22 protein-coding genes are annotated in these 22,513 nt (G+C 40.7%); all 22 read right to left on the minus strand.

What is annotated here, in order from left to right:
- Positions 1 to 138 precede the first annotated feature (138 nt).
- On the minus strand, positions 139 to 900 hold the full coding sequence (gene tpiA / locus LJD61_RS02060) for a triose-phosphate isomerase (protein ID WP_255226013.1): 762 nt from the start codon (positions 898 to 900) through the stop codon (positions 139 to 141).
- Between the two features lie 176 nt (positions 901 to 1,076).
- Complete coding sequence (locus tag LJD61_RS02065; RefSeq protein ID WP_255225820.1) at positions 1,077 to 2,315, minus strand: amidohydrolase family protein; 1,239 nt, start codon at positions 2,313 to 2,315, stop codon at positions 1,077 to 1,079.
- Between the two features lie 225 nt (positions 2,316 to 2,540).
- A complete protein-coding gene (locus LJD61_RS02070) occupies positions 2,541 to 3,728 on the minus strand; it encodes a phosphoglycerate kinase (protein ID WP_255225821.1) in 1,188 nt (395 codons plus the stop codon).
- Between the two features lie 45 nt (positions 3,729 to 3,773).
- Entirely contained in the window at positions 3,774 to 4,787 is a 1,014-nt protein-coding gene (gene gap, locus LJD61_RS02075; protein ID WP_255225822.1) for a type I glyceraldehyde-3-phosphate dehydrogenase, read from the minus strand.
- A gap of 3 nt (positions 4,788 to 4,790) precedes the next feature.
- The gene (locus tag LJD61_RS02080; protein WP_255225823.1) at positions 4,791 to 5,819 is read right to left on the minus strand and encodes a sugar-binding transcriptional regulator; all 1,029 of its coding nucleotides are present in this window, start codon (positions 5,817 to 5,819) and stop codon (positions 4,791 to 4,793) included.
- A gap of 132 nt (positions 5,820 to 5,951) precedes the next feature.
- Positions 5,952 to 7,355, minus strand: a complete 1,404-nt coding sequence (gene rpoN / locus LJD61_RS02085) for an RNA polymerase factor sigma-54 (RefSeq protein WP_255225824.1) — start codon at positions 7,353 to 7,355, stop codon at positions 5,952 to 5,954.
- A gap of 165 nt (positions 7,356 to 7,520) precedes the next feature.
- The gene (locus LJD61_RS02090; RefSeq protein ID WP_255225825.1) at positions 7,521 to 8,369 is read right to left on the minus strand and encodes a GHMP family kinase ATP-binding protein; all 849 of its coding nucleotides are present in this window, start codon (positions 8,367 to 8,369) and stop codon (positions 7,521 to 7,523) included.
- Between the two features lie 41 nt (positions 8,370 to 8,410).
- Entirely contained in the window at positions 8,411 to 9,292 is an 882-nt protein-coding gene (locus LJD61_RS02095; protein WP_255225826.1) for an ABC transporter permease, read from the minus strand.
- Position 9,293: 1 nt separating this feature from the next.
- Positions 9,294 to 10,406, minus strand: a complete 1,113-nt coding sequence (locus LJD61_RS02100; protein ID WP_255225827.1) for an ABC transporter permease — start codon at positions 10,404 to 10,406, stop codon at positions 9,294 to 9,296.
- A gap of 12 nt (positions 10,407 to 10,418) precedes the next feature.
- Positions 10,419 to 11,939 carry an ABC transporter ATP-binding protein gene (locus LJD61_RS02105; protein ID WP_255225828.1) on the minus strand — a complete coding sequence of 507 codons (1,521 nt, stop codon included), beginning with the start codon at positions 11,937 to 11,939 and terminating at the stop codon, positions 10,419 to 10,421.
- 155 nt (positions 11,940 to 12,094) lie between these two features.
- Positions 12,095 to 13,147: a BMP family lipoprotein gene (locus LJD61_RS02110; protein ID WP_255225829.1), complete on the minus strand. Its 1,053-nt coding sequence runs from the start codon at positions 13,145 to 13,147 to the stop codon at positions 12,095 to 12,097.
- A 118-nt stretch (positions 13,148 to 13,265) separates the two neighbouring features.
- Positions 13,266 to 14,075 (minus strand): ZIP family metal transporter, encoded by an 810-nt coding sequence (locus tag LJD61_RS02115; RefSeq protein WP_255226014.1) that lies wholly within the window; start codon positions 14,073 to 14,075, stop codon positions 13,266 to 13,268.
- Positions 14,076 to 14,172: 97 nt separating this feature from the next.
- Entirely contained in the window at positions 14,173 to 14,901 is a 729-nt protein-coding gene (gene cobK / locus LJD61_RS02120) for a precorrin-6A reductase (protein ID WP_255225830.1), read from the minus strand.
- Complete coding sequence (cobJ, locus tag LJD61_RS02125; RefSeq protein WP_255225831.1) at positions 14,901 to 15,620, minus strand: precorrin-3B C(17)-methyltransferase; 720 nt, start codon at positions 15,618 to 15,620, stop codon at positions 14,901 to 14,903. The genes cobK and cobJ overlap by 1 nt, the downstream gene beginning before the upstream one ends.
- The gene (cbiG, locus tag LJD61_RS02130) at positions 15,613 to 16,638 is read right to left on the minus strand and encodes a cobalt-precorrin 5A hydrolase (RefSeq protein WP_255225832.1); all 1,026 of its coding nucleotides are present in this window, start codon (positions 16,636 to 16,638) and stop codon (positions 15,613 to 15,615) included. The genes cobJ and cbiG overlap by 8 nt, the downstream gene beginning before the upstream one ends.
- Positions 16,635 to 17,390, minus strand: a complete 756-nt coding sequence (gene cobM / locus LJD61_RS02135) for a precorrin-4 C(11)-methyltransferase (RefSeq protein ID WP_255225833.1) — start codon at positions 17,388 to 17,390, stop codon at positions 16,635 to 16,637. The genes cbiG and cobM overlap by 4 nt, the downstream gene beginning before the upstream one ends.
- Positions 17,383 to 18,048, minus strand: coding sequence for a precorrin-2 C(20)-methyltransferase (locus LJD61_RS02140; RefSeq protein WP_255225834.1), 666 nt, complete (start codon positions 18,046 to 18,048; stop codon positions 17,383 to 17,385). Before LJD61_RS02140 ends, cobM begins: the two co-directional genes overlap by 8 nt.
- Positions 18,045 to 18,593: a precorrin-6Y C5,15-methyltransferase (decarboxylating) subunit CbiT gene (gene cbiT / locus LJD61_RS02145; RefSeq protein WP_255225835.1), complete on the minus strand. Its 549-nt coding sequence runs from the start codon at positions 18,591 to 18,593 to the stop codon at positions 18,045 to 18,047. The genes LJD61_RS02140 and cbiT overlap by 4 nt, the downstream gene beginning before the upstream one ends.
- Positions 18,580 to 19,182 (minus strand): precorrin-6y C5,15-methyltransferase (decarboxylating) subunit CbiE, encoded by a 603-nt coding sequence (gene cbiE, locus LJD61_RS02150; RefSeq protein ID WP_255226015.1) that lies wholly within the window; start codon positions 19,180 to 19,182, stop codon positions 18,580 to 18,582. The genes cbiT and cbiE overlap by 14 nt, the downstream gene beginning before the upstream one ends.
- Positions 19,170 to 20,246 carry a cobalt-precorrin-5B (C(1))-methyltransferase CbiD gene (gene cbiD / locus LJD61_RS02155; protein ID WP_408614596.1) on the minus strand — a complete coding sequence of 359 codons (1,077 nt, stop codon included), beginning with the start codon at positions 20,244 to 20,246 and terminating at the stop codon, positions 19,170 to 19,172. The genes cbiE and cbiD overlap by 13 nt, the downstream gene beginning before the upstream one ends.
- Positions 20,243 to 20,863: a precorrin-8X methylmutase gene (locus LJD61_RS02160; RefSeq protein WP_408614598.1), complete on the minus strand. Its 621-nt coding sequence runs from the start codon at positions 20,861 to 20,863 to the stop codon at positions 20,243 to 20,245. Before LJD61_RS02160 ends, cbiD begins: the two co-directional genes overlap by 4 nt.
- A gap of 330 nt (positions 20,864 to 21,193) precedes the next feature.
- Positions 21,194 to 22,507 (minus strand): cobyrinate a,c-diamide synthase, encoded by a 1,314-nt coding sequence (locus tag LJD61_RS02165; protein WP_255225837.1) that lies wholly within the window; start codon positions 22,505 to 22,507, stop codon positions 21,194 to 21,196.
- Positions 22,508 to 22,513 lie beyond the last annotated feature (6 nt).

Consider the following 22,513-nt stretch of genomic DNA (forward strand, 5'->3'; position numbering starts at 1 on the left):
GTAAGCTTGCATAGGGTTGCGTCAAAACTCGCTTTGGCTCAAACAGTTGACGCAACTTTTCCTATACTTCGCTAACAAACTCTAAGCCCCTTCACAATGCACTCTTTTATCAGTCAGCAGAACAGATTAAAATATAGTTTATTCAGTAATATCATAATTTGCGATTTCCGAGAATTCGACCGCTTTTAAGCTTGCTCCGCCTACCAAAGCCCCGTCTATTTCTTCCATATCCATGAGCTCTTTTATATTGGCCGGTTTTACGCTGCCTCCATAGAGTATCCTTGTTTTATCGCCCGCTTCTTTGCCGAACTTTTCAGCCAGAAGCTTCCTTATGTAACCTATAACTTCATTGGCGTCTTCTTTGGTCGCAGTCTTGCCGGTACCAATAGCCCAGACGGGCTCATAAGCTATTACAAGTTTTCCCATTTTTTCTTTTTCTAAACCTGCCAAGCTTCCATATACCTGATTCTTGATGATTTCAAATGTTACGTTGCTCTCTCTTTCCTCCAGAGTCTCGCCAACGCATACAATCGGATTCATATCATGCTTTAAAGTCGCCTTCACCTTTTTATTGATTAAGTCATCCTTTTCTCCGAAAATATGTCTTCTTTCAGAATGCCCCAATATAACATAAGTCACTCCGACCTCTTTTAAAAATAAAGGCGATACCTCTCCTGTAAAAGCACCATTGTCCTCATAATGCATGTTTTGTGCACCTAAAGCAACATCATGATCTTTTAATAGCTCAGCTGTTCTTGAAAGGCAAACAAAGCTAGGACATATAACCACTTCCCTATCTCTTTTTTCGATCAGGCCAAGCAGATGCGCAACTAACTTTTCTGCTTCTTCCATTGTATTATTCATCTTCCAATTACCTGCTATTATAGGCTTTCTTCTTATCACAATACAATCACTCCATATATTTTTTTGGTTATAACCAATCCTCCTTAGCACAATCTTATTATAATAAATTTAAAGCATCCCATCAACAATATAATAAAAAAGCAAAATAAAATTCCTTCGCTCGTGTATTTTAAGGTAACATGAACGAAGGAATATATGATATTTATCTTATTCTATATCAAAGTTTGTTTTTTTTCAAACTTTGCGATCACTTTTCCTTTTTTAATTATATATGGCCTTGAAGCTCTGAGTCTCAATGCTTCTTGCACATTACTAGCATCTATGATATTTAAATCGGCAACATTTCCTACTTCTATTCCGTATTTTTCATCCGGCGCAAAAATTTTGGCCGAGTTTTTGGTCAACATATCAAATACTATTCTTGCAGTTTTGGGAGTATTATATTGAGCAGTATAAGCACATATCAAGCCGTAATCTAAGGGATCACCGGTTCCGTATAAATGGAAGCCGTCACAGATTGTATCCTGGGCTGTTGCTACATTAATGCCCATTTCAACCATCTCTCTGATTCTCGTTACGCCTCTTGTTCTTGGCTCATTGTCAACACCCATAATAGCTAATGTTTGTGTATTGGTGCATACGTTAAACTCAGCAATTTTTAAAATTTCCATAACTTTAGCAGCATGAGATTGGTTTTGATATGCTATGGAAGTGCAATGACCTCCGGTGACTTTTCCTTGCATACCTTCTTCCATGGATTTTACTGCCGTGTATTCCATTGACCTGTCAAACATATCCTTTGATTGATCCATATGCATATCAATAAGAGCATTATACTTCTTGGCTATTTCAAATACCAAGTCTACATGCTTCTTGGCATATGAATCCAACCATTCTGCAGCAGGCATGCCTCCGACAACATCAGCACCGTTTTCCATTGCCTCCCACATAAGCCTTTCTGTTCCTGCATTATTGAATATGCCCTCCTGGGGAAAAGCAGCTATTTGTATATCACAAATATCCTTGCATTCCTCTTTGGCTGCCACAACACCCTTTAATCCCACAAGGTTTGCCATATTATCGATGTCTACATTTGTCCTTATCTTTGTGCAGCCATATGCAACACATTCTTTTATAGCTCTCACAGCCCTATTTTTGACATCCTCTACTACATACTTTCTTTTTCTGTCATGCATGATTTTTATTGATTCCTCTAAGGTTTCTTCTACGCTTTCTCTTCCCGAAACAGACGTATATACCTTGTCAAGATGCATGTGAGTATTGATAAATGTAGGAGCTGCCAGCATACCCTTGGCATCGATCACCTGACAGTTGGAATGTTTACTTTCGTCAATTTTATCGGATATCTCTTCATATCTTCCTTCATCGTTTATGAGTATATCCATACTCCCATCTTTGTCCAGTATTCTTGCATTTTTAATTAAAATCATATCTACGCCTCCTTGTTTAATAAATTTCAGCCGAAATTGCAACTCATTGTATCAATATTCTACAATTTACTACAATAACCTTTGTGCAATGACTACAAATTATACTTCATTTTCCTTATCTAAATTATAATTTATTATGAATAATTATTCGAAAATATCGAAATTTGAAAAAATGAGAAAAGCCTAATAACTCATTAACGAGTATATTAGACTTCTCTAAGTTACTTATTTATCATTTATTACATCTATGCCCGGTAAAACCTTACCTTCGAGAAATTCTAAGGATGCACCGCCGCCGGTAGAAATATGGGTCATCTTATCTGCAAAACCCAGCTGCTCTACGGCAGCAGCCGAGTCCCCACCGCCAATTATAGTCGCGCCTTTGACCTTTGACATAGCTTCTGCAACTGCATAGGTGCCTTTTGCAAAAACCGGCATTTCAAATACACCCATAGGTCCATTCCATACAACTGTCTTTGCATTTCCTATTGTTTCACTGAACATTTTCCTGGTATTTTCCCCTATATCCAAGCCCATATAATCCTTGGGAATTGAAGAAGCCTCTACAGTTTTGCATTCTGCGTCTGCTTTGAACTCAGAAGCAGCTACAATATCTATGGGGAGCAAAAGCTTAATGCCTTTATCTTTTGCTTTCTTTAATAATTCTCCTGCCAATTCTACCTTATCTTCTTCAATTAAGGATTTGCCGACTTCAAAGCCCTTTGCCTTCAAAAATGTGAAAGCCATTCCCCCTCCGATAAGCAAAGCATCAACCTTATAGATCAGGTTTTCTATTACTCCAATCTTATCCGATACCTTGGCACCGCCAAGTATGGCAATAAAAGGCCTCTCAGGGTTTGACAGGGCCTTGCCCATACATTCCAGCTCTTTTTTGATCAGGAATCCTACAGCAGAAGGCAGATAGTCTGCAATGCCGGCTGTAGAAGCATGTGCTCTATGAGCAGTGCCAAAAGCATCATTTACATACACTTCTCCCAGCAAAGAAAGTTTTTTGGCAAACTCAGCATCATTCTTCTCTTCCTCGGCATGAAACCTTACATTTTCCAGGAGCATTACCTCTCCGCCTTTTAGCGCCGATGATTTTCCTATTGCGTCTTCTCCTATAACATCTTCGGCAAATATAACCTGTTGCCCTAACAGAACTGTCAATCTCTCTGCCACCGGTTTCAATGAAAACTCAGGATTAAACTTTCCTTTAGGCCTTCCTAAATGAGACATAAGTATAACCTTGGCGCCCTTATTCTTTAAGTAGTTAATAGTAGGCAGGGCTTCTCTGATCCTTCTATCATCAGTTATATTGCCTTCCTTATCCATAGGCACATTAAAATCTGCTCTTACCAATATTTTTTTGCCCTTGACATCCAGGTCTTCAACGGTTTTTTTATTAAGCATTTACAAACCTCCATTATATTATGGCTTTTATTGGAAAACGGTTTTTTAAACTTGCTTATCTGCAATATATTTTACCAGGTCCACCAATCTGTTGGAGTAGCCCCATTCATTATCATACCATGCTACAACCTTTATCATATCATCATCTAAAACCATGGTAGACAGCGAGTCAATTATTGCTGAATGGGAATTACCCTTGAAATCGATAGAAACAAGAGGCTTCGTGCAAAACTCGATGATGCCCTTCATGCTGCTTTCGGAAGCATGCCTAAGAGCCTCATTTACCGCATCAATGTCAGCCTCTTTTTCCAATGCTGCAACAAAATCTACAACTGAAACCGTAGGCGTTGGAACTCGCATAGCCAGTCCCGTAAGCCTGCCTTTCATATCCGGTATTGCAAGAGCCACTGCCTTTGCGGCTCCTGTGGTGGTAGGTATTATTGACAAAGCTGCTGCCCTGGATCTCCTCAAATCCTTATGAGGCAAATCTAAAATTCTCTGATCATTGGTATAGGAGTGTACCGTGGTCATAAATCCTTTTTTAACGCCAAAGGTCTCATGAAGGACCTTAACGACCGGAGCCAGACAATTTGTGGTGCATGACGCATTGGAAATAACATGGTGTTTCTCAGGTATATACTTATCTTCATTGACACCCATGACTATAGTAATATCTTCATCTTTTGCCGGCGAAGATATTACTACCTTCTTGGCTCCCCCACGCATATGTGCTGAAACATCCTTCTTGCTTATAAATCTTCCTGTGGACTCTATAACAATATCTACGCCGTATTCGCCCCATTTTATATTTTCCGGGTTTGCTTCGGCGCTTATTCTTATTTTCTTGCCGTTAACGATGATACCATCCTCATATGCATCGACATCCTCAGCATATACTCCATATGTACTGTCGTATTTTAATAAATGGGCAAGGGTTCCCGGATCAGACAAGTCATTTATCAGGACAATTTCAATATCCTCACCAAATTTCTCCCGAGCAATTTTGAAAACAGGTCTGCCAATTCTTCCGAAACCGTTAATACCAACTTTTACAGCCATTATTTATTCTCCTCTCATTATATCATATATTTCTTCTGCAGCTTTTTCATCAATTACTAATATATTTTTATTTTTACCCCGGTTGACGCAAACAATTGCTTTAGCTTTTGTTATGCCTCCGGCTATAGAAATCACAGTGTTTATATTTCCGCAATCTTCTATTCTTATACCGATGCTGCCTTTTTTAAGTATTACCTCTCCATCCTCACCGAAATAATATCCAAAGGCCTCTGCAATAGCTCCCTTTCCTTCCAAATATTTTTTTGTATCCTCATCAAGCTTTCTTCTTTCGGCGATCTGCTCTATTGTGCTTAATCCAAACAGAAATATGTCGGCCTGGCCAATAAGGTCAACTACCTTTGAAATATGCGAATCGGCCAGCATTGTATGCAGCATTTCATCATTGATGCTTTCTGGAAGGTATAAAGGATAATAATCTCCGTCTATCTTATGAGCGAGCCTCTCAGCAACAGCATTGGACTGGGTTTCCAAATTGCCGCTATGGCCGCCTGTGGCAGGAATGACTATCGTTTTTTTATTCCCAACGGCTCTTGCATTTTCTGCCATAGCCATAGTAGAGTATCCTCCGGATACCGCTATTACAGAATTATCCTTTATGCACTCCTTCATATAATCAAAAGCTCTTCTTCCCATCTCATTCAGTACCTCAGGCCTTTTTTCGCAATTTCCCGGAACGATAAGCACTTCTTTAACTCCAAGCATAGTCTTTAAATTTTTAGATAGCATGCTCAATCCTTTAACCTCACCTATATATGCGGAAAGCTTGCTTATTATTTCTTCACCCTCTTCGGTGATGTGCATGCCGGCAGATTGTATCTCTATGAGATTTTGATTCTTTAAAACATCTAACTCACTTCTTACCCATCTTTCTGTCTGCCCCATGAAGCTTGATATATTGCGCCTGCCTATGGGCTGATTGTATTTAATAGTCAAAAGGATGGAATACCTTTTTTCAATCATATCTGAAATTTCCGGGGCAATTTTTTTTTGAAGTTCAATAAAATTTTTCATCAGATCCCTCCTAGGGACACTTTTCGTCCCTCTTATTGTTTTTTGTCCCTATATGTCTATTATATTCCTCCCTTTACATATTTTCAATAATTTTCGGTGATTTCCTCCAATAAAAAAAAGGCATTGCTGCCTTTAGTATCTTTTTCTCCTCGATGATGAGGGTATCCCGATTTCATCTCTATATTTTGCAACGGTGCGCCTGGAAATTTTTATGCCTTTTTCCGCCAGAAGATCAGCTATGGCTTGATCGCTTATAGGCTTTGAAGTATCCTCCTTGTCGATTATTGATCTCATCATCTTTTTTATGCTTTCTGAGGATATATCTTCCCCTTCTTCATTGCCAACGCCGCTTTTGAAAAAGTATTTTATTTCAAATATTCCTCTTGGCGTTTGAGCGTATTTGCCGCTTATAGCTCTGCTGACAGTAGACTCATGAACCTGAACTTCATCAGCAATGTTCTTCAGAGTCATAGTTTTTAGATAGCTGTCGCCCTTTTCAAAAAAATCTCTTTGATAATCAATAATAGCTTTGACTACTCTATATAATGTATTCTTTCTCTGTTCCAGGCTCTTTATAAGCCATAATGCGGAGGAAAGCTTGTCATTAATAAAAGACAGGGCTTCCGAGGACTTGTCCTCTGTATTTATAATGCTCTTATAGTATTGATTAACCATAAGCCTTGAACTGTAATTGTCATTTATGGTAATTATATATTCATTCTCAATCTTTTCAACAAAGACATCAGGGATAACATATCTGCACTCGGTTCCGCAAAAAAACGATCTTCCCGGTTTGGGCTCCAGGCTTTTTATTATATCACTGTAATCTTGTACTTCTGCTACAGTTATAGACAGCTTTTTAGCAATATTTTGCAGCCTGTTGCCTGCAATATCATCCAGATGGTCTTTAATTATGATTTCTAGATTTTCATCTGCGATACCCAATGCATGTATTTGTATCAATAGGCAATCCATCAGATTAAGTGCCCCCACACCAATCGGTTCAAAGGTCTGAATGATCCTCAATACTTTTTCTACTCTTTCTTTAGATGCAGAAAGCACAGAAGATATCTGGTCTATTGTGGTACATAAATATCCATTGTCGTCCAGGCTCTCTATGATATATTCTCCGATAATTCTGTCACATTTGCCCAATTTCAAGGTATTAAGCTGAAAAAGCAAATGATCCTTCAAGGTATCCGAATAACATATCAAGTTGTCGTAATTCATCTCTTGAGAGTCATCTATTCCGGTATTTTCCAAGCAATAGCTCTTACCCTGATATTGAAAATATTCTTTCCAATCAATTTCTTCGATGGTACTCTTTTCTTCTTTTCTATCCTTATCAGGGTTTTCAGCTTTTTCTTCTTGATTATCTTCTATAACATCAAGAACGGGATTAGTTTCAAGCTCTTGCTTCACAAGCTCCTCTAATTCTATCGTAGGAAGCTGCAATATCTTGAGAGCGAGTCTTAATTCCGGCGTCATTATCAGTTTTTGCTGTTGCTCAAGTATCAGATCATATCCCATTCTCATAGTTTTCACCTCTCACAAATGAAAGTCTACAAAATAATTATACCATATATTTATGCTTAATCATAATATAAATATAGCAAAAACCTTGCCAAAATTTAAATCGAGCAGGACATGGATAATCATTTAGCCAGGTCCTGCTCGACTCTGCAAGAAAACTACTCAAATTTATTCAGGGTTCCTGAACTCTTCTTCTGTGATGGTTCTCAGCTTATAAGCCTTATATCCTTTAAAATGCGGAGCATTAACAAATGCCCTTTCCATAAGCTTTATGTCGTCATATATTATGGCAAGCGCGTCTCCGCTATGTGCTCCCATTATGCCGAGTCCGCCGGTCACATCCTTAAGCCTCAGTGCCTCACTCAGCAAATCATACCTTAATCTATGCTGATTTCTAATAATGCTCTCAGTAGATGCCTTTGCAATATGATCTAAGCTCCGTTTTTTAACTCCATGCCTCGTGAGCTCAGCAAGATCATCAATTTGGCTCAGAGGCTGGATGCTCTTTTTGTTGAATTCTATCGTGTCTACAGTTCTATTACCTTCAAAAACCAGAAGGTAAAATTCCATATAGCTGCCTATTTGCTCTTTATATGCTCCTGTTTTATAATCAAAAAAAGTCATGTTTTTAAATATTATACTATCTGTGGGCTCCACTTTTATGCACTCTGCAGCAAGCTCATCTTCATCATGCTTTCTATGGAATAGCTGTATAAGGCAATTATATATTCCGCACAGATCTGCAGTACTGCTGGCAAAGCCCTTGCCTTTAGGTATATCCGAGCATATTTCTATATCCAGCGTTTCAATGCAATCTGTATATCCCCAATTTTTAAGTACATTGGCCAGAAATTGAGACGATTTAGGATAAAAGGTTTTTTTAAAGGGATTTTTGCATTCATATATTCTGACATTCGTAAATAGATTTACCGGGCATGATAAAAGCGTATCTATACCTTTAACTCTGCCTTGAATTACTTCTCCTATGCTTCCCGGATAACAAGCTCTTGCTTCCATGCTCAGTCTCCTCTTGAAATATAAAAAGGATATTGCAAGACCTATTTCTCTCCTTTTTCATATGGAATTCCATCTGCTGCAGGGCCAATTGATTTGCCTACTACGCCTGATACTGCCAGCATCGTCAGCAAGTATGGCAGTGCAAATAGAAATTCTTTCGGTACATTTAGGCCAAAGGACATGGAAATAGTTTGAATTGCATCAGCCAGGCCAAAGAATAAGCATGCTAATGCAGCACCTATGGGATGCCATTTTCCGAATATCATGGCCGCCAGGGCGATAAACCCTTTTCCCGCTACCATTCCTTCCTTAAAAAGGCTTATTGAGCCTATGGACAGTGATGCTCCTCCTATTCCGGCCAATATTCCGCTTATTATTACGCATATATATCTCATAATATATACATTCACGCCTAATGTATCCGCCGCCCTGGGATGCTCTCCCACTGCCCTGATCCTGAGGCCGAAAGGCGTTTTGTACAGTACGTAATATGAAATTGCTACTAATATTAAAGCAAGATAGGTGAACATGTTAAAGGGACCCCAAGGCGTAAAGTAGCTTACGCTGTCTGTCTGTCCAGGTTTACCCCATATCTCTATCAAAAGAAAAGTCGTCAAGCTTCCTGCCAATATATTAATCGCAGTGCCTACCACAACTTGGTTCGCCTTAAAATGAATGCTTAGGAAAGCCAAAAGCCATCCAAACAAGCCGCCTATTATCATAGCTCCAAGTAATCCTAGCAACGGAGAGCCCGTTTTATAAGATACCAATACCGCACTGAAGGCTCCTACTGTCATCATACCGTCCAGCCCAATGTTTATAACTCCGGATCTTTCGGAGAAGGTTCCTCCTAATGCAGGAAATATAAGTGGAGTAGCGGATCTTATGGTGCTCGCGAATAAAATGCTGATTATATTTAACATGCTACTTCACCTCGCCTTTCGCTAAATGGGCTTTTATTTCCTTATTTTCTTTATATCTTTTTACCATAACCCTGACGAAATTGGATGCCACAAATAGGATTATGATGCCTTGAATTATTCCTACCACTTCTTTAGGTATGCCTTCTACTTGCATCATGGGACCACCCCTTTGCAATATCCCGAAAAGAAAAGCAGACAAAACTACCCCGATGGGGTGATTATTGCCAACCAGAGCAACTGGTATGCCATCAAGGCCATATCCGGTAAATCCAAAAAGATTATTTACCCTATACTGTACTCCGGCTGTCTGAATACCTCCCGCCAACCCGGAGAATAGTCCGGATATTACCATGGCTAATACAATATTTCTGTTTACATTGATTCCACCGTATTCGGACGCGCTGGGATTAAATCCTACGGCTCTGATTTCATAGCCTCTTATGGTTTTGTTAAGTAAATAATAAGCTGCCAAAGCAACTAGCACAGCTATAATAATGCCTATATGAAGTCTTGAATATTTGAACTGCACAAAGCTTTCCGAAAATCTCCATAGCTTTGCTGTTGGTGCTATCTCATAGGAAAAAGCCTTGTCCGGCTCGTTTAAAACCGTCATAATCAAATAATTGCTCAAATTCATCGCAATATAATTCATCATAATACTATTGATAACTTCGTGAGATCCTACTTTAGCCTTGAGCCATCCGACTATACCGGCCCATATTCCGCCAGCAATTGCACCTGTCAATAAGGTAACTGCCACGTGTAAAACCGGAGGCAAGCCTGCCAAAGCCCAACCTGCCCATAAGGAAGCAACTCCGCCCATTATAAACTGGCCTTCTGCTCCTATATTAAACAGCCCGCACCTGAAAGCGAATGCTATAGAAAGGCCTGTCAATATCAGGGTAGTAGTAGTGACCAGTGTTTCTCCAATTTTATTCCAATCTCCTAATGCCCCTAAAAATAAAGCCTTATATGCCGTTATGGGACTTCTGCCGAAGGCATATACTAAAATGGCTCCTGCAATAAATGAAATCACTATTGCGATAAGGGGGTATAATATTTCTTTAAAGGTATTCTTCAGACTGTCTTTTAACTCATCTATCCAATTCTCCATTTTATCCACCCCCTAATGCATTTCTGACCGTCTTCCGCCGGCCATCATTATTCCAAGCTCAAGCTCTGTTGCATCTTTAGCATCTACTACTCCGACTATCTTTCCATCATACATAACTGCTATTCTATCAGATAATGCCATTATCTCATCCAGCTCCAGGGATACCAAAAGCACCGCTTTGCCTCTGTTTCTTTGCTCTATAAGCCTATGGTGAACAAACTCTATAGCTCCTACATCCAGGCCTCTGGTAGGCTGAGATGCAATAAGCAATTGCGGGTCCCTGTCCAATTCCCTGGCAATGATCAATTTCTGCTGGTTTCCTCCTGAAAGAGACTTAGCATGAACTCTTTCGTTAGGCGTCCTTACATCAAATTCTTTTATAAGCTTCCTTGAATATCCTCTAATCTTTCTATAATCCAGTCCTAAGCCCTTTTTAAAGGACTTGCTTCTATGAGAACCAAGAATTGTATTTTCAGATAAAGGGAAGTCTAGAATCAAGCCTCTTTTATGCCTGTCTTCAGGAATATATCCTACACCACTCTCTATTACGTTTTTAGGGCTCAGGTTTGTGATGCTCTTTCCTTTCACGAGCACCTCCCCTGCTGCAGCCTTGCGCAAGCCTGTTATTATTTGGACAAGCTCATTCTGCCCGTTGCCGTCTACTCCTGCAATACCGAAGATCTCACCGCTTCTTACTTCAAAGTCCACGCCTTTTACGGCTTCCAAGCCTCTATTGTCCAGAGTTTTTACGCCTTTAACCTCCAATATAGGCTCGCCTAACTTTACCTCTTCCTTTTCGACTGTAAGGCTTACTTTTCTTCCCACCATTTTTTCCGCAAGTTCTTCGATGTTTGTCTTAGAAGTTTCAAGGGTATCAATGACCTTGCCTCTTCTTATTATTGTAACCTTGTCGCTCATGGACATTACTTCCTTAAGCTTATGGGTTATAAGGATTATTGACTTGCCCTGGTTTACAAGGCTTTTTAAAATCACTCCCAATTCCTCGATTTCCTGGGGAGTCAATACTGCAGTGGGTTCATCCAGAATAAGGATTTCAGCACCTCTATATAGAGTCTTCAATATTTCAACTCTTTGCTGCATTCCCACTGATATATCCTGAATCTTTGCCCTTGGATCTACCTTCAGTTCATATTTCTTCGATAATTCCTCTACATCGGAGATCGCCTTATCCGTATCCAGAGCCAAGCCTTTTTTAGGCTCTGAACCCAAAACAATATTTTCTGTCACGCTAAATGGAGGTACCAACATAAAGTGTTGATGCACCATACCTATTCCAAGAGAAATGGCTATATTGGGGTTGCTTATTTTTACCCCTTTGCCCTTAACAAATATTTCTCCCTCATCCGGAGTATATAGGCCATATAATATGTTCATCAAAGTTGACTTGCCTGCACCATTTTCCCCCAATAAAACATGTATTTCTCCCTGATCTACCGTCAAATTAATATTATTATTTGCCCTGACGCCGGGAAAGGACTTGCCGATACCCTTCATCTCAATAACAGCTGACAATTATCTTCCCACCTTCCTAGCACAAACTTTTTATACAAGCATACATAACCATTATACAATTTAGCAGAGCAATTTTAAATACAAAATGTACCTTTTCATAATAAAAGCTAGAGGCTTGCGCATCTAGCTTTTATTATGTTAATCAAGAACTTTTATTACTTAATTTCAACAGGCTTGAAGGTTTCCAACTCTTCTCTTGTTGCCGGTACTGCTATTGTTCCGTCGTTTATTGCAGCCTTGTACTTTTCAACTTGCGCTGCTAGTTCTGCAGAAACGTTCTTTCCGCCGTCACTATATCCGACACCTTCTTCTTTAAGACCTAACTCAGTAACTCCACCTTTGAATGTGTTGTCAGCATAAGCTTTAACTATTGTATATGTACCTACGTCAACTCTTTTGATCATGCTGCATAGAACCTTATTATTATTTGATACTGCTGATTGGTCTTGGTCAACACCTATTGCCCAGAAGCCTTTCTCGTCAGCTGCTTGTATAACGCCTATTCCACATCCGCCTGATGCATGGAATATAACGTCTGCTTTTTGCTGATGCTGTGTCAATGCAACTTCTTTGCCCTTATCAGGGTTATCAAAAGCTCCCGTATAGTTTACGATAACCTTTGCGTTTGGATTAGCTGATTTTACACCGGCTATGAAGCCTGCTTCAAACCTTCTGATAACAGGGAAATCCATACCGCCTACAAAGCCGATAACATTGGTTTTTGTAGTAAGGCCGGCTATAACACCGACCAAGAAGGAACCCTCATGCTCTTTGAAGTTAACTTGCATTACGTTCTCTTTTTCTAATGGAGTTGTGATATCAATAGCTCCAAATTTCTTGTCAGCATATTGATCTGCCGAAGTCTTCATAGCATCCTCAAACAAGAAGCCTACAGCCATGGTTAAATCTACAGACTGAGCCATGCTGCCTAGGTTTGGAGTATAGTCATCCTGTTTTGTAGATTGAAGAAGCTTAGGTTCGACTCCTAATTCTTGGCCTGCCTTTTCGATTCCTGCCCAGGCAGAGTCGTTAAAGGACTTGTCGCCGATACCGCCAACGTCTGTAACCATACCAAAGGAGTACTTTGGTTTTTCCGGTTCTGCAGGAGCCTGGCCTTGTTCAGGCTGTGGTGCTGGTTTTGCACATCCGGTAAATAATGCGAAAACCATAACTAAGGCTAATAGTAAACTGATTGTTCTTTTTGTCACTTGCATCTTCCCCCTTATTTTTATATAAAATATGCAAAGCTAACTTACATATTCTACACCATTTTATAAATTCCTGCCTTATAATGCTAATTATTATATTTAGAATTTTCAGTTTCCTCTAGCCTAATGCAACATCCAATATCATCATCGCAGTAAAGCCTAGAATTGCTCCTATGGTAGCAAAATCCGTGTGGCCTGCCTGCTGGGACTCGGGGATTACCTCCTCCACTACTACGAAAATCATAGCTCCTGCAGCGAAAGACAATGCATAGGGCAATATGGACAATGCAAATCCTACGATAGCTGCGCCTAAAACCCCTGCAAAAGGCTCGACTAAACCTGACAATTGGCCGTAAAAGAAGCTCTTGCCCTTGCTCATGCCTTCACGTCTTAAGGGCATGGATACTGCTATGCCTTCGGGAAAGTTCTGGAGGCCAATACCCAATGCCAATGCAACAGCACCAGCTATATTTGCACTTTCAGCTCCAGCAGCTGCAGCACCGAATGCAACTCCTACAGCTAAGCCTTCGGGTATATTATGGAGGGTTATGGCAAGCACTAAGAGCACGCTCCTTTGCCATGAGGTTTTAACTCCCTCAACATGCTCCTCTCCGAAGTTTACGTGAAGATGAGGTATTATCTTATCTATAAGCCATAAAAACATAGCCCCCGCCAAGAATCCAATGGTTGGAGGCAGAAAAGCAGGCAATGCCTTTCCTTCAGACATCTCTATAGCCGGAGCCAATAATGACCAAAAACTTGCCGCTATCATAACGCCCCCGGCAAAAGCCAGAATGCCGTCAAGCATTTTACGGCTTAACTCCTTTCCTATAAATACAAAGGCCGCACCTAAAGCAGTTATACCATAAGTGAATAATGTAGCCAAAAGAGCTTGCATAACGGGGTTCAAGCTTTTAATGTAATCCATCATATAAATCATCACTCCCTTATCCTATCAGTATAAATACAAAAATACCGTATAAGCCTTAGCCCCGCTAATAAAGTTTATAAGAAACTCTTAACGTTTATACCATTCTGATGATATTTTCTATTTCATCGATATCATATATCCCTTCTTCGTCTCTCCGCCCAATTATAATGGGGATTATGCCCAATTCCCCGCAGGCCTGTATCTTTTCTATGGTTCCGCCTTCTCTTCCGCTGTCTTTCATTACCACATAATCAACATCGTACTCTGCAAACATAGCTTTATTAAATTTCTTGGAGAAAGGTCCCAATACGGCAACTATATCCTTCATCCTGATCTCATGCTTTCTGCACTCCTCTATGCTTTCCGGCGCAGGAAGTATTCTATATATAAAGCGATTTTTATTGCGTACTTTTTCAAAATCCCCTATATTTTTAGAGCCTGTAGTAAAAAATACTGTTCCCTTTATTCCTTTTAAAAAATCTAAGCATTCTTCATAACCTCTAAGGTATGTTCCCATACCTTCAAACTCCACCTTGCTCCTTACGTACCTTACATATTTGATGCTCCTGCTCTGTGCTGCTCTTTTTGCATTTTCTGTAACCTCTGCAGCATAGGGATGAGAAAGATCCACAATCAATGAAATATGATTTTCATCTATAAAGTCTGTCATAGAAACATAATCCATTCTGCCTACCACAAGATTTGGACAAGGTATGAATTCCTTTTCACTATCAGTTGCACTGGTGACGATATAGTTATCCATATCTTTTATTCTATCAATTATTTCCCTGGTCTCTGCGGTTCCGCCAATAATCCAGATCATCAGAGCTTGTACCCCCTGGGTGTGATCATGAAGCCATCCTTGGTATAAGTCTTGCTGTTTCCTACTATTATAATAGATAGCATATCTATGGCATCATAGTCAATATTATCTAATGTTGTTATCCGTTTTTCCGTGTTATCCCTCCCGGAATTTTTTACTATTCCTACAGGAGTAGAAGGACTTTTATATCTTAGCATCACTTCTACCGCCCTCTCGAGATGAGACTTCCGCCCCTTGCTCTTTGGATTGTATATGGATATAACAAAATTCCCTAAGGAAGCTGTTTCGAGCCTTTTCTCTATCACTTCCCAGGGGGTCAAAAGATCGCTCAGACTGATGCTGGCATGATCATGCATTATAGGAGAGCCTAATTCAGAGGCTGCAGAAAAGGCCGCCGTTACGCCGGGCACTATTTCCACGTCTATTTCCTCTCTCAGCTCCAATACAGGCCCTGCCATTCCATAAAGGCCTGCATCACCTGTGCTTATTATGGCCGTATCTTTGCCCTCTCTCACTTTTTCCACAGCTATTTTGCATCTTTGTATTTCCCCGGTCATTCCCGTAGAAAAGAGCTCCTTTCCATCTGCCAGTTCTCCCAAATACTTGATATAAGGGGTGTATCCCACCAGGACATCGCATTTTTTTATCACTTCCACAGCCCTTAGGGTCATATTATCTCGGCCTCCAGGGCCTATTCCCACTACATATAATTTAGCCATCATAAACCTCCACAGCTATTGATATGGTTATCCCATCATGTTTTACCTTATGAGTCCGCATGTCCCCTCCTAAAAGATAAGCGCAGGGCTCAGACACGGAGTAAACCCCCACTGCTTCTTTAACAAAATCACTTTTCTCAAACCTGTCTTCAACCTTCCTTATTTCTTCCGCTGTAAATATCTTTAACGGGCAGTTAAAATAATTGGCTGCCTTTATTATTCCGGCTTCATCTTTTTTTGCTTCTATAGTTCCTATAGCTTTGATGCTCTTTTCTGAAAGATTGTTTTCTTCCAGATCAGCCTTTATGGCTTCTATTATTTTGTATCCTTCCGCATCCTTCCTGCATCCTATGCCTATATTAATGTTTTTAGGCCTCAAAACAACCCCGGGAATATCTATGCTGACTATCTCCCTGGATGTAACAGCGATAATCCCTTGAATATCTTCACTATCCTCCAGGCTTTTCAATGCAGCAATATTCTTATAGTCAATAATGGCCTCCATTTCCGAATAAAATCCTATCCTTTTCCCATTCACCATCATGGCCATTATTGTTTTTACATCCTCCATACATTCTATTTCATATCCGTTGCCGGCGGCAAAATTGTCTATAGCCTCTATTCCCCTTCCGTCGGATGCTGTAGTGATTATTGGCATGGCTCCTATAATTGCTGCTGTCCATTTTGCAAGCTCGTTGGCTCCGCCGATATGGCCCGATAAAAGGCTTATGGAGAACTTGCCCAGATCATCTATCACTATGACGGCAGGATCAGTTTTCTTGTCCTTTATATAAGACTTCATCATCCTCACAGCTATTCCGGCAGCAGAAATAAAGATTATACCGTCATATTCCTCAACTATATAGCTCAAATTGCCTTTTATGCCGCCTGTTATTTTAGAGTTTTCAAAATGATGAACTATACAGCTCTTGTCTTTATTGGGCTCATATCTATATTTTACTAGTTTATCCCCTAATTTTTTACCGTCATCTGTAAAGGAAAGGCAGGCTATTTTCATCTGTTACCGCTCCTATATTCATGAGAGAATTGGGGATCGTATAGCTTTGATCTCTCATAATCTCCATCTATGAAATCTCCCACGAGGATCTGGGCCATTTTAGTTATTCCTTCCTTTTCCACCTTATGTCTTATATCCTTCAGAGTACCCATTATGATTTTTTCATCTTCCCAGGTGGCCTTATACACCACAGCTACCGGCACATCTTCCCGCCCATATCCCCTCTTTAATTTTTCAACAACCCGGTCTATTTCTTTTATAGAAAGGAATAAAGCCATAGAAGCCCTATGGGCTGCCAGCTTTTCTAAATCTTCTTCTTCCGGCACACCGGTTCTGCCTTCTATTCTTGTCAGTATAACGGTTTGGCTCACCTCAGGCAAGGTAAATTCCCTATTTATTGCGCTGCAGGCTGCCGTAAAGGAGCTTACTCCCGAAATCGCCTGAAAATCTATTCCTTTTCGTTCCAATAAATCCATCTGTTCCCTGATAGCTCCATATATAGTAGGATCTCCCGTATGGAGCCTTACCACCTGCAAGCCCTTCCTATAGGCATCCTCCATCTTTTCTATTACTTCCTCCAAAGTCATCTTTGCGCTGTTATAAAATTGACAGCCTTCCTTGCAGAATTCAAGATGCCTTTCCGACACCAAACTGCCTGCATATATCACCATATCAGCCTTTTCCAACAGTCTTCTGCCTTTTATGGTTATCAAGTCTACATCTCCGGGTCCTGCTCCGACAAAGCTAATCATTCTTATACCTCCTTCCCATTATGAAAGACATATAATCGTGCTCCTTCAATATTTCCTCTTTATCTGTCAATACTTTTTCATCTTCCAGTGTGCACCGCTTTATATAACTGTATGTAAAGCCTTTGTCATCAAAAATATCTATCATTTTCTTTTTGTCTTTAAAAACTTTTAAAGCGCATACACAGTCTATGCTCTTTAATAATTCTGCCTCAGGCTCTTCATCGCAAAGCAAAAATTTTTCTCCTTTTACTGCAATGGGAGTCCTTGAAATTCCTGCTCCTGCTACAAAAGAAGGTATACCCGGCACTATCTCCACTTCCACATCGCTGTCCTCCAACTCCTTCATTATGAATATAAAGGTGCTGTATATCATAGGATCTCCTATTGTCAAAAATACGCCATGTTCCCCATGAGGAATTTCATTCTTAATGATTTCCGAAGCTGTCTTATAATCTGCCTTGTCTACCTCCCCCATATGGAAATCTATCAGCACTACCCGCTTATTTATTATATAATCCTTTGCAGTATCCAGGGCCATATTCTTGCCTCTGTTATTTGGAGCAAATATTACCTCTGCATCCCTGATGACTCTGACTGCCTTAAGGGTCAGCAGCTCTTTGTCCCCCGGTCCTGTGCCCACTCCGTAAAGCTTCTTCATGCTTTCACTCCCTTTACAATAAATATGGGGTTATTGCCCCTAAATAATCCCATTTCATCAATGACTGAGGCTTGTATAAGCTGGACTTCTATATTCTCATAATCATAAAGCTTCAAAAGCTCTAAGAATTTATTCAGATTGTTTAGAGTGATGAAATTTGCACACAGAATCCCTTTGTTCCTCAGATTGCTTTGCAAATAATCAAAAATCTCCTTGAGGCGGCCGCCGCTTCCCCCAATGAAGCATTTGTCAAGCTTTATAGATGGTAAGTCTTCCGGCGCCTGCCCCTCAATTACCGTTATATTTGCCCGGAACTTATCCTTATTTTTATTGATAAGCTCCGCTCCCTCTCTTTCCTTCTCCACAGCCCATACCCTGGCCCCCTGGAGAGCCGCTTCTACAGACACGGATCCCGTTCCTGCGCCTATATCCAATAGATTATCTCCCTCTTCTATAGATAGATAAGCCATATTCAGCACTCTTATATTGAACTTTGTCATAGGTATGCTGCCTCTGATGAATTCCTCATCCTTAATCCATTTCATCTTCCACCACCACCACCGCAAGAGGAGAAATATCCTCAAAGTTTTCGCCGATTTCTGCCTCAATGATCCTTTCATCATCATAGGATAGATTGTATCCCGCATATATCCGGCCCTTTGCGCCTAAGGCTTTAAGCCTTTGCGATATCTGGGAGGGGGTATTCTTATCATCTGTAAGTATTATTGAAAGCCTATTGTTTTTTGCTCTCTCCATGTCTTCCTCTCTTCCATGGAGCGACAGAAATTGTGCTCCCTGCCAGCTCTTTTTCAGCTTCGTCATCATATATTGAAAGGATGATATGCCCGGCAATATTCTTTCTATAGCTATGCTTTTAGCCTTCAAAAAATCCGTTATTCCATAAAAGCAAGGATCTCCTGATGCCAATAGCAGAGCATCCTTATGCCTGCCTATATAATCGATTACTTCATCTACTCTTTTTACCTTGATAAATTCCTTTTCCAGGCTCTTGAGAGATTCTCCGGCTCTTCCAAAGGCTATTATATGTTCTGCTTCTTCAATAGCTTTCTTTACTTCCATAGTCAGATAATCCGGATTCCCGGGCCCTATCCCTGCAATAATTACCCCATAAATACACCCCTCTCCATGGAGAAAATGATCACCTCTACAGGATAGCTCTCATCCTTAAGATATTTTCTTATCCTGTCCTTACAGCCTCTGGCCATATCCCCTGCAATTTTCCCATAGCCTGCTTCTATGCAGCAGCCTAGGGCCTCTTCCGCCGTTATGCAGATGTTTATCCTATCCAATAGCTCTATGGAAGCCCCTCTTAGGGCTAAATAATAAACAAATGCCTCCATCCTTCCGTCACAGATCTTGCTGTGGGTATTGAATACGCCGATGGAAAGCTTGGAAAGTTTTCCTATATGCCCTATAATGGTCATTGACTTGAAGCCCTTATTATAAATATATAGTATTGTGTCGCCTATATAATTGGACATTTTGACACTTGGCCCTTTCATATTGAGCGAATCTGCTATTTTTTCGCCGTAATTTCCCGGCACCAGTATTATATTGTCCTTACCGTATTTTTCTTCTATCATATCAACTTCAAGATATATGGTTTTTATCAGGGCATCCTCTGACATGGGATATACTATGCCCTTCGTACCGATTATCGATATGCCGCCCTCTATGCCTATATTTTTATTATAGGTTTTGCAGCTTATTTCCTCCCCTTTGGGCGCATATATGGTTATATCATAGCCGCTTTTTGAAACTTCGCTCACCTCTTTGTCTATCATCTGCCTTGGAACAGGATTGATAGCGGCTTCACCCACATTGCCGAACAAGCCCTTCCTCATGATCCGTCCTATACCCTGTCCCCCATCTATGACATTCAAGCCGTCTCCTCTCTTTTTAACCAAAGCGTGTATTTCCATTCCATCCGTTGAATCCGGATCGTCTCCTCCATCCTTTGTGATGGAGCAGGACGCCCACCCCTCACGAATTTCCTGGTTATTAACCTTTAGCCTTAAGGGAATCCCGGCCGGAGTATCTATCTGGATATATTCTACTGCTTCATTTCTCTCCAGCATAAGAGCCGCTGCCTTGGCTGCTCCTGCGGCACAGCTGCCTGTGGTATATCCGCATCTCAGCTCTTTTCCTTCCTTTATTATGTATATATCCTCCATCATCGCCCCACCGCCATATAAAGCAGTGCATTGACTATAGAGGCTGCTACATTGCTTCCGCCTTTTGTGCCAACGGTTGATATGGAAGGCAGATCAGATGCCCTCAAATATTCCTTGGATTCGGCGGCGCCGACAAAGCCCACCGGCACTCCAACGATAAATTGGGGCTCCACCTTTCCTTCTTGTGCCAGCTCCAGCAATCTGAAAAGAGCCGTAGGCGCGTTTCCTATGACGAACATATCTATTCCTTCCGAAGCAGCCCTTTCCACTGCACAGGCCGACCTGGTAGTATTCATCCTTTTGGCCTCCTCTGCCACCTCTTCATCATCTATGAAGCACTTGACCTCACAGCACGCTTTGGCCAGGGCTTTCTTGTTTATTCCCATATGAGCCATTTTGGTATCGGTAAAAAGGATTCCTCCCCTTTTTATGCTTCTTAAGGCCTGATTTACAAAATCCTTTTGAAAAACCGCTATCTTTCTGTAATCGAAATCTCCCGTCGTATGGATCATCCTCTTTACCACTATGCTCTCCTCTTTGGAAAAAGAGGTATCACACATGACTTCCTCGATTATATCCATGCTTTTATTCTCAATTCCCATCGGGTCTTTCATATACAATCTGATCACCCCCTGTATATTTTTTGTTGCTATTCACAGTCGATTTTTCTGTAATAATTCATTTTAGTAGTTTGGTTGTTCTAACTGATAACGATTGCGAAAGTTCCGAGACTAAGACTTTGTAAGCTTGCATAGGGTTGCGTCAAAACTAACAAACTCTAAGTCCCTTCACATTGAACGAGACTTCATTCAGTGGGGTTTCAACTCCACTGAATGTTAGTCGAGTCCATACTGGACTTAGCCGCCCTTAGGCACACGCCGCCTATAGCGGTGTGGGTCTTAGGGCGAGTTAGTTCAGTGCTGCACTCTTTTATCAGTTAGGACAACACATCATTCTGAATATTCTTTTTCTATAGTATCCAGCAGATGATTAAAGGCTTTCATATTACCTAAAAAATTTATATGCGGATATGCCGCCAATGCATTTTTGTATTTGTATCCGCATTTCCATTCTCCCCTGCCCATAGGCTTCTTTATATTGAAAATCTCTTTTTCATTGATCTCTGCAATGGATTTATGAAATTCCTGGCCTTTTATAAGGTCTCCCTTTCTGCCCAGGCTGCAATCCTCTCCAAGTTCAATGTTCACATATCCAAATCGCTGAAGCCTGTCAGTCATGGCAGACTTGCCTTTAAAGACCCCGCACATTGGGCTTTGCTCTATGCTCCCGGCAAGATACATCAATCCTCCCGCTTCTGCATATATAAAGCCTCCGCCTTCTGCCTTATCCTTTACAGCTTTTCTCATTTCATAATTTGCAGAAAGCTCCTCCTTATAAATTTCCGGATAGCCTCCTCCCAAATATAGCAGATCGCATTGGGGGAGCTTCCTATCCTCAATGGGAGAAAAATATTCCACCCGACAGGTGTTTTCAAAAAGATTCAGGTTTTCCCCGTAATAAAAGGAAAAGGCTTTGTCGTAAGCAATGGCCACTCTGATATCTCTTCTGCCCGGATAAATGTATTCAGGCAGCTCTACTCTGCGGCAGAGCCTTATTATTTCTTCCAGGTTTATATTCTTTTCTATATTCTCTGCAGCTTTTTCTATTATTTTATTTGCATCACTTGTCTCAATGCTTTGAATCAAGCCTAAATGCCTGCTCTCTATTTCTAAAGCCTTATCCTCTTCCACATAGCCCAGCACCTTGACATCTATATATTCCTCTATTTTTTCTTTCAAAAGAGCATACATAGCCCTGCTCACCTTGTTCAATATGACTCCTCTGATCCTGGAGCCCGAGAAGTCAACCATTCCCTTTATCTTAGGTATGGCGGAAAACATTTCGCCCTTGGGTGTATACACCAAGATTGCATTTATATCCAACAGCTTTGATATATCATAGCCGGAGTTTTCAAAGCCGCTGCCCATACCGTCAAAATATCCCATGGCGCCTTCTGCTATGGATATATCCCCCTTATTCATAGCTATAGCCTTTTTCACTCCATTGGTTCCCAGCAAATGCATATCCAGATTCCCTGCCCTCTTGCCGGAAGCCTCGGCTATATACCTGGTATCTATAAAGTCCGGTCCTGTTTTAAAACCCGAGACATTGCACTGCCGCTTTTTTAATGCCCTTATTATGCCCAGGGTTATCAATGTTTTCCCCATACCACTGGAGGGAGCGGTTATCATGATCATCTCCATAAATTT

Source organism: Lutispora saccharofermentans (assembly GCF_024363565.1).
Taxonomy (GTDB): Bacteria; Bacillota; Clostridia; order Lutisporales; family Lutisporaceae; genus Lutispora; species Lutispora saccharofermentans.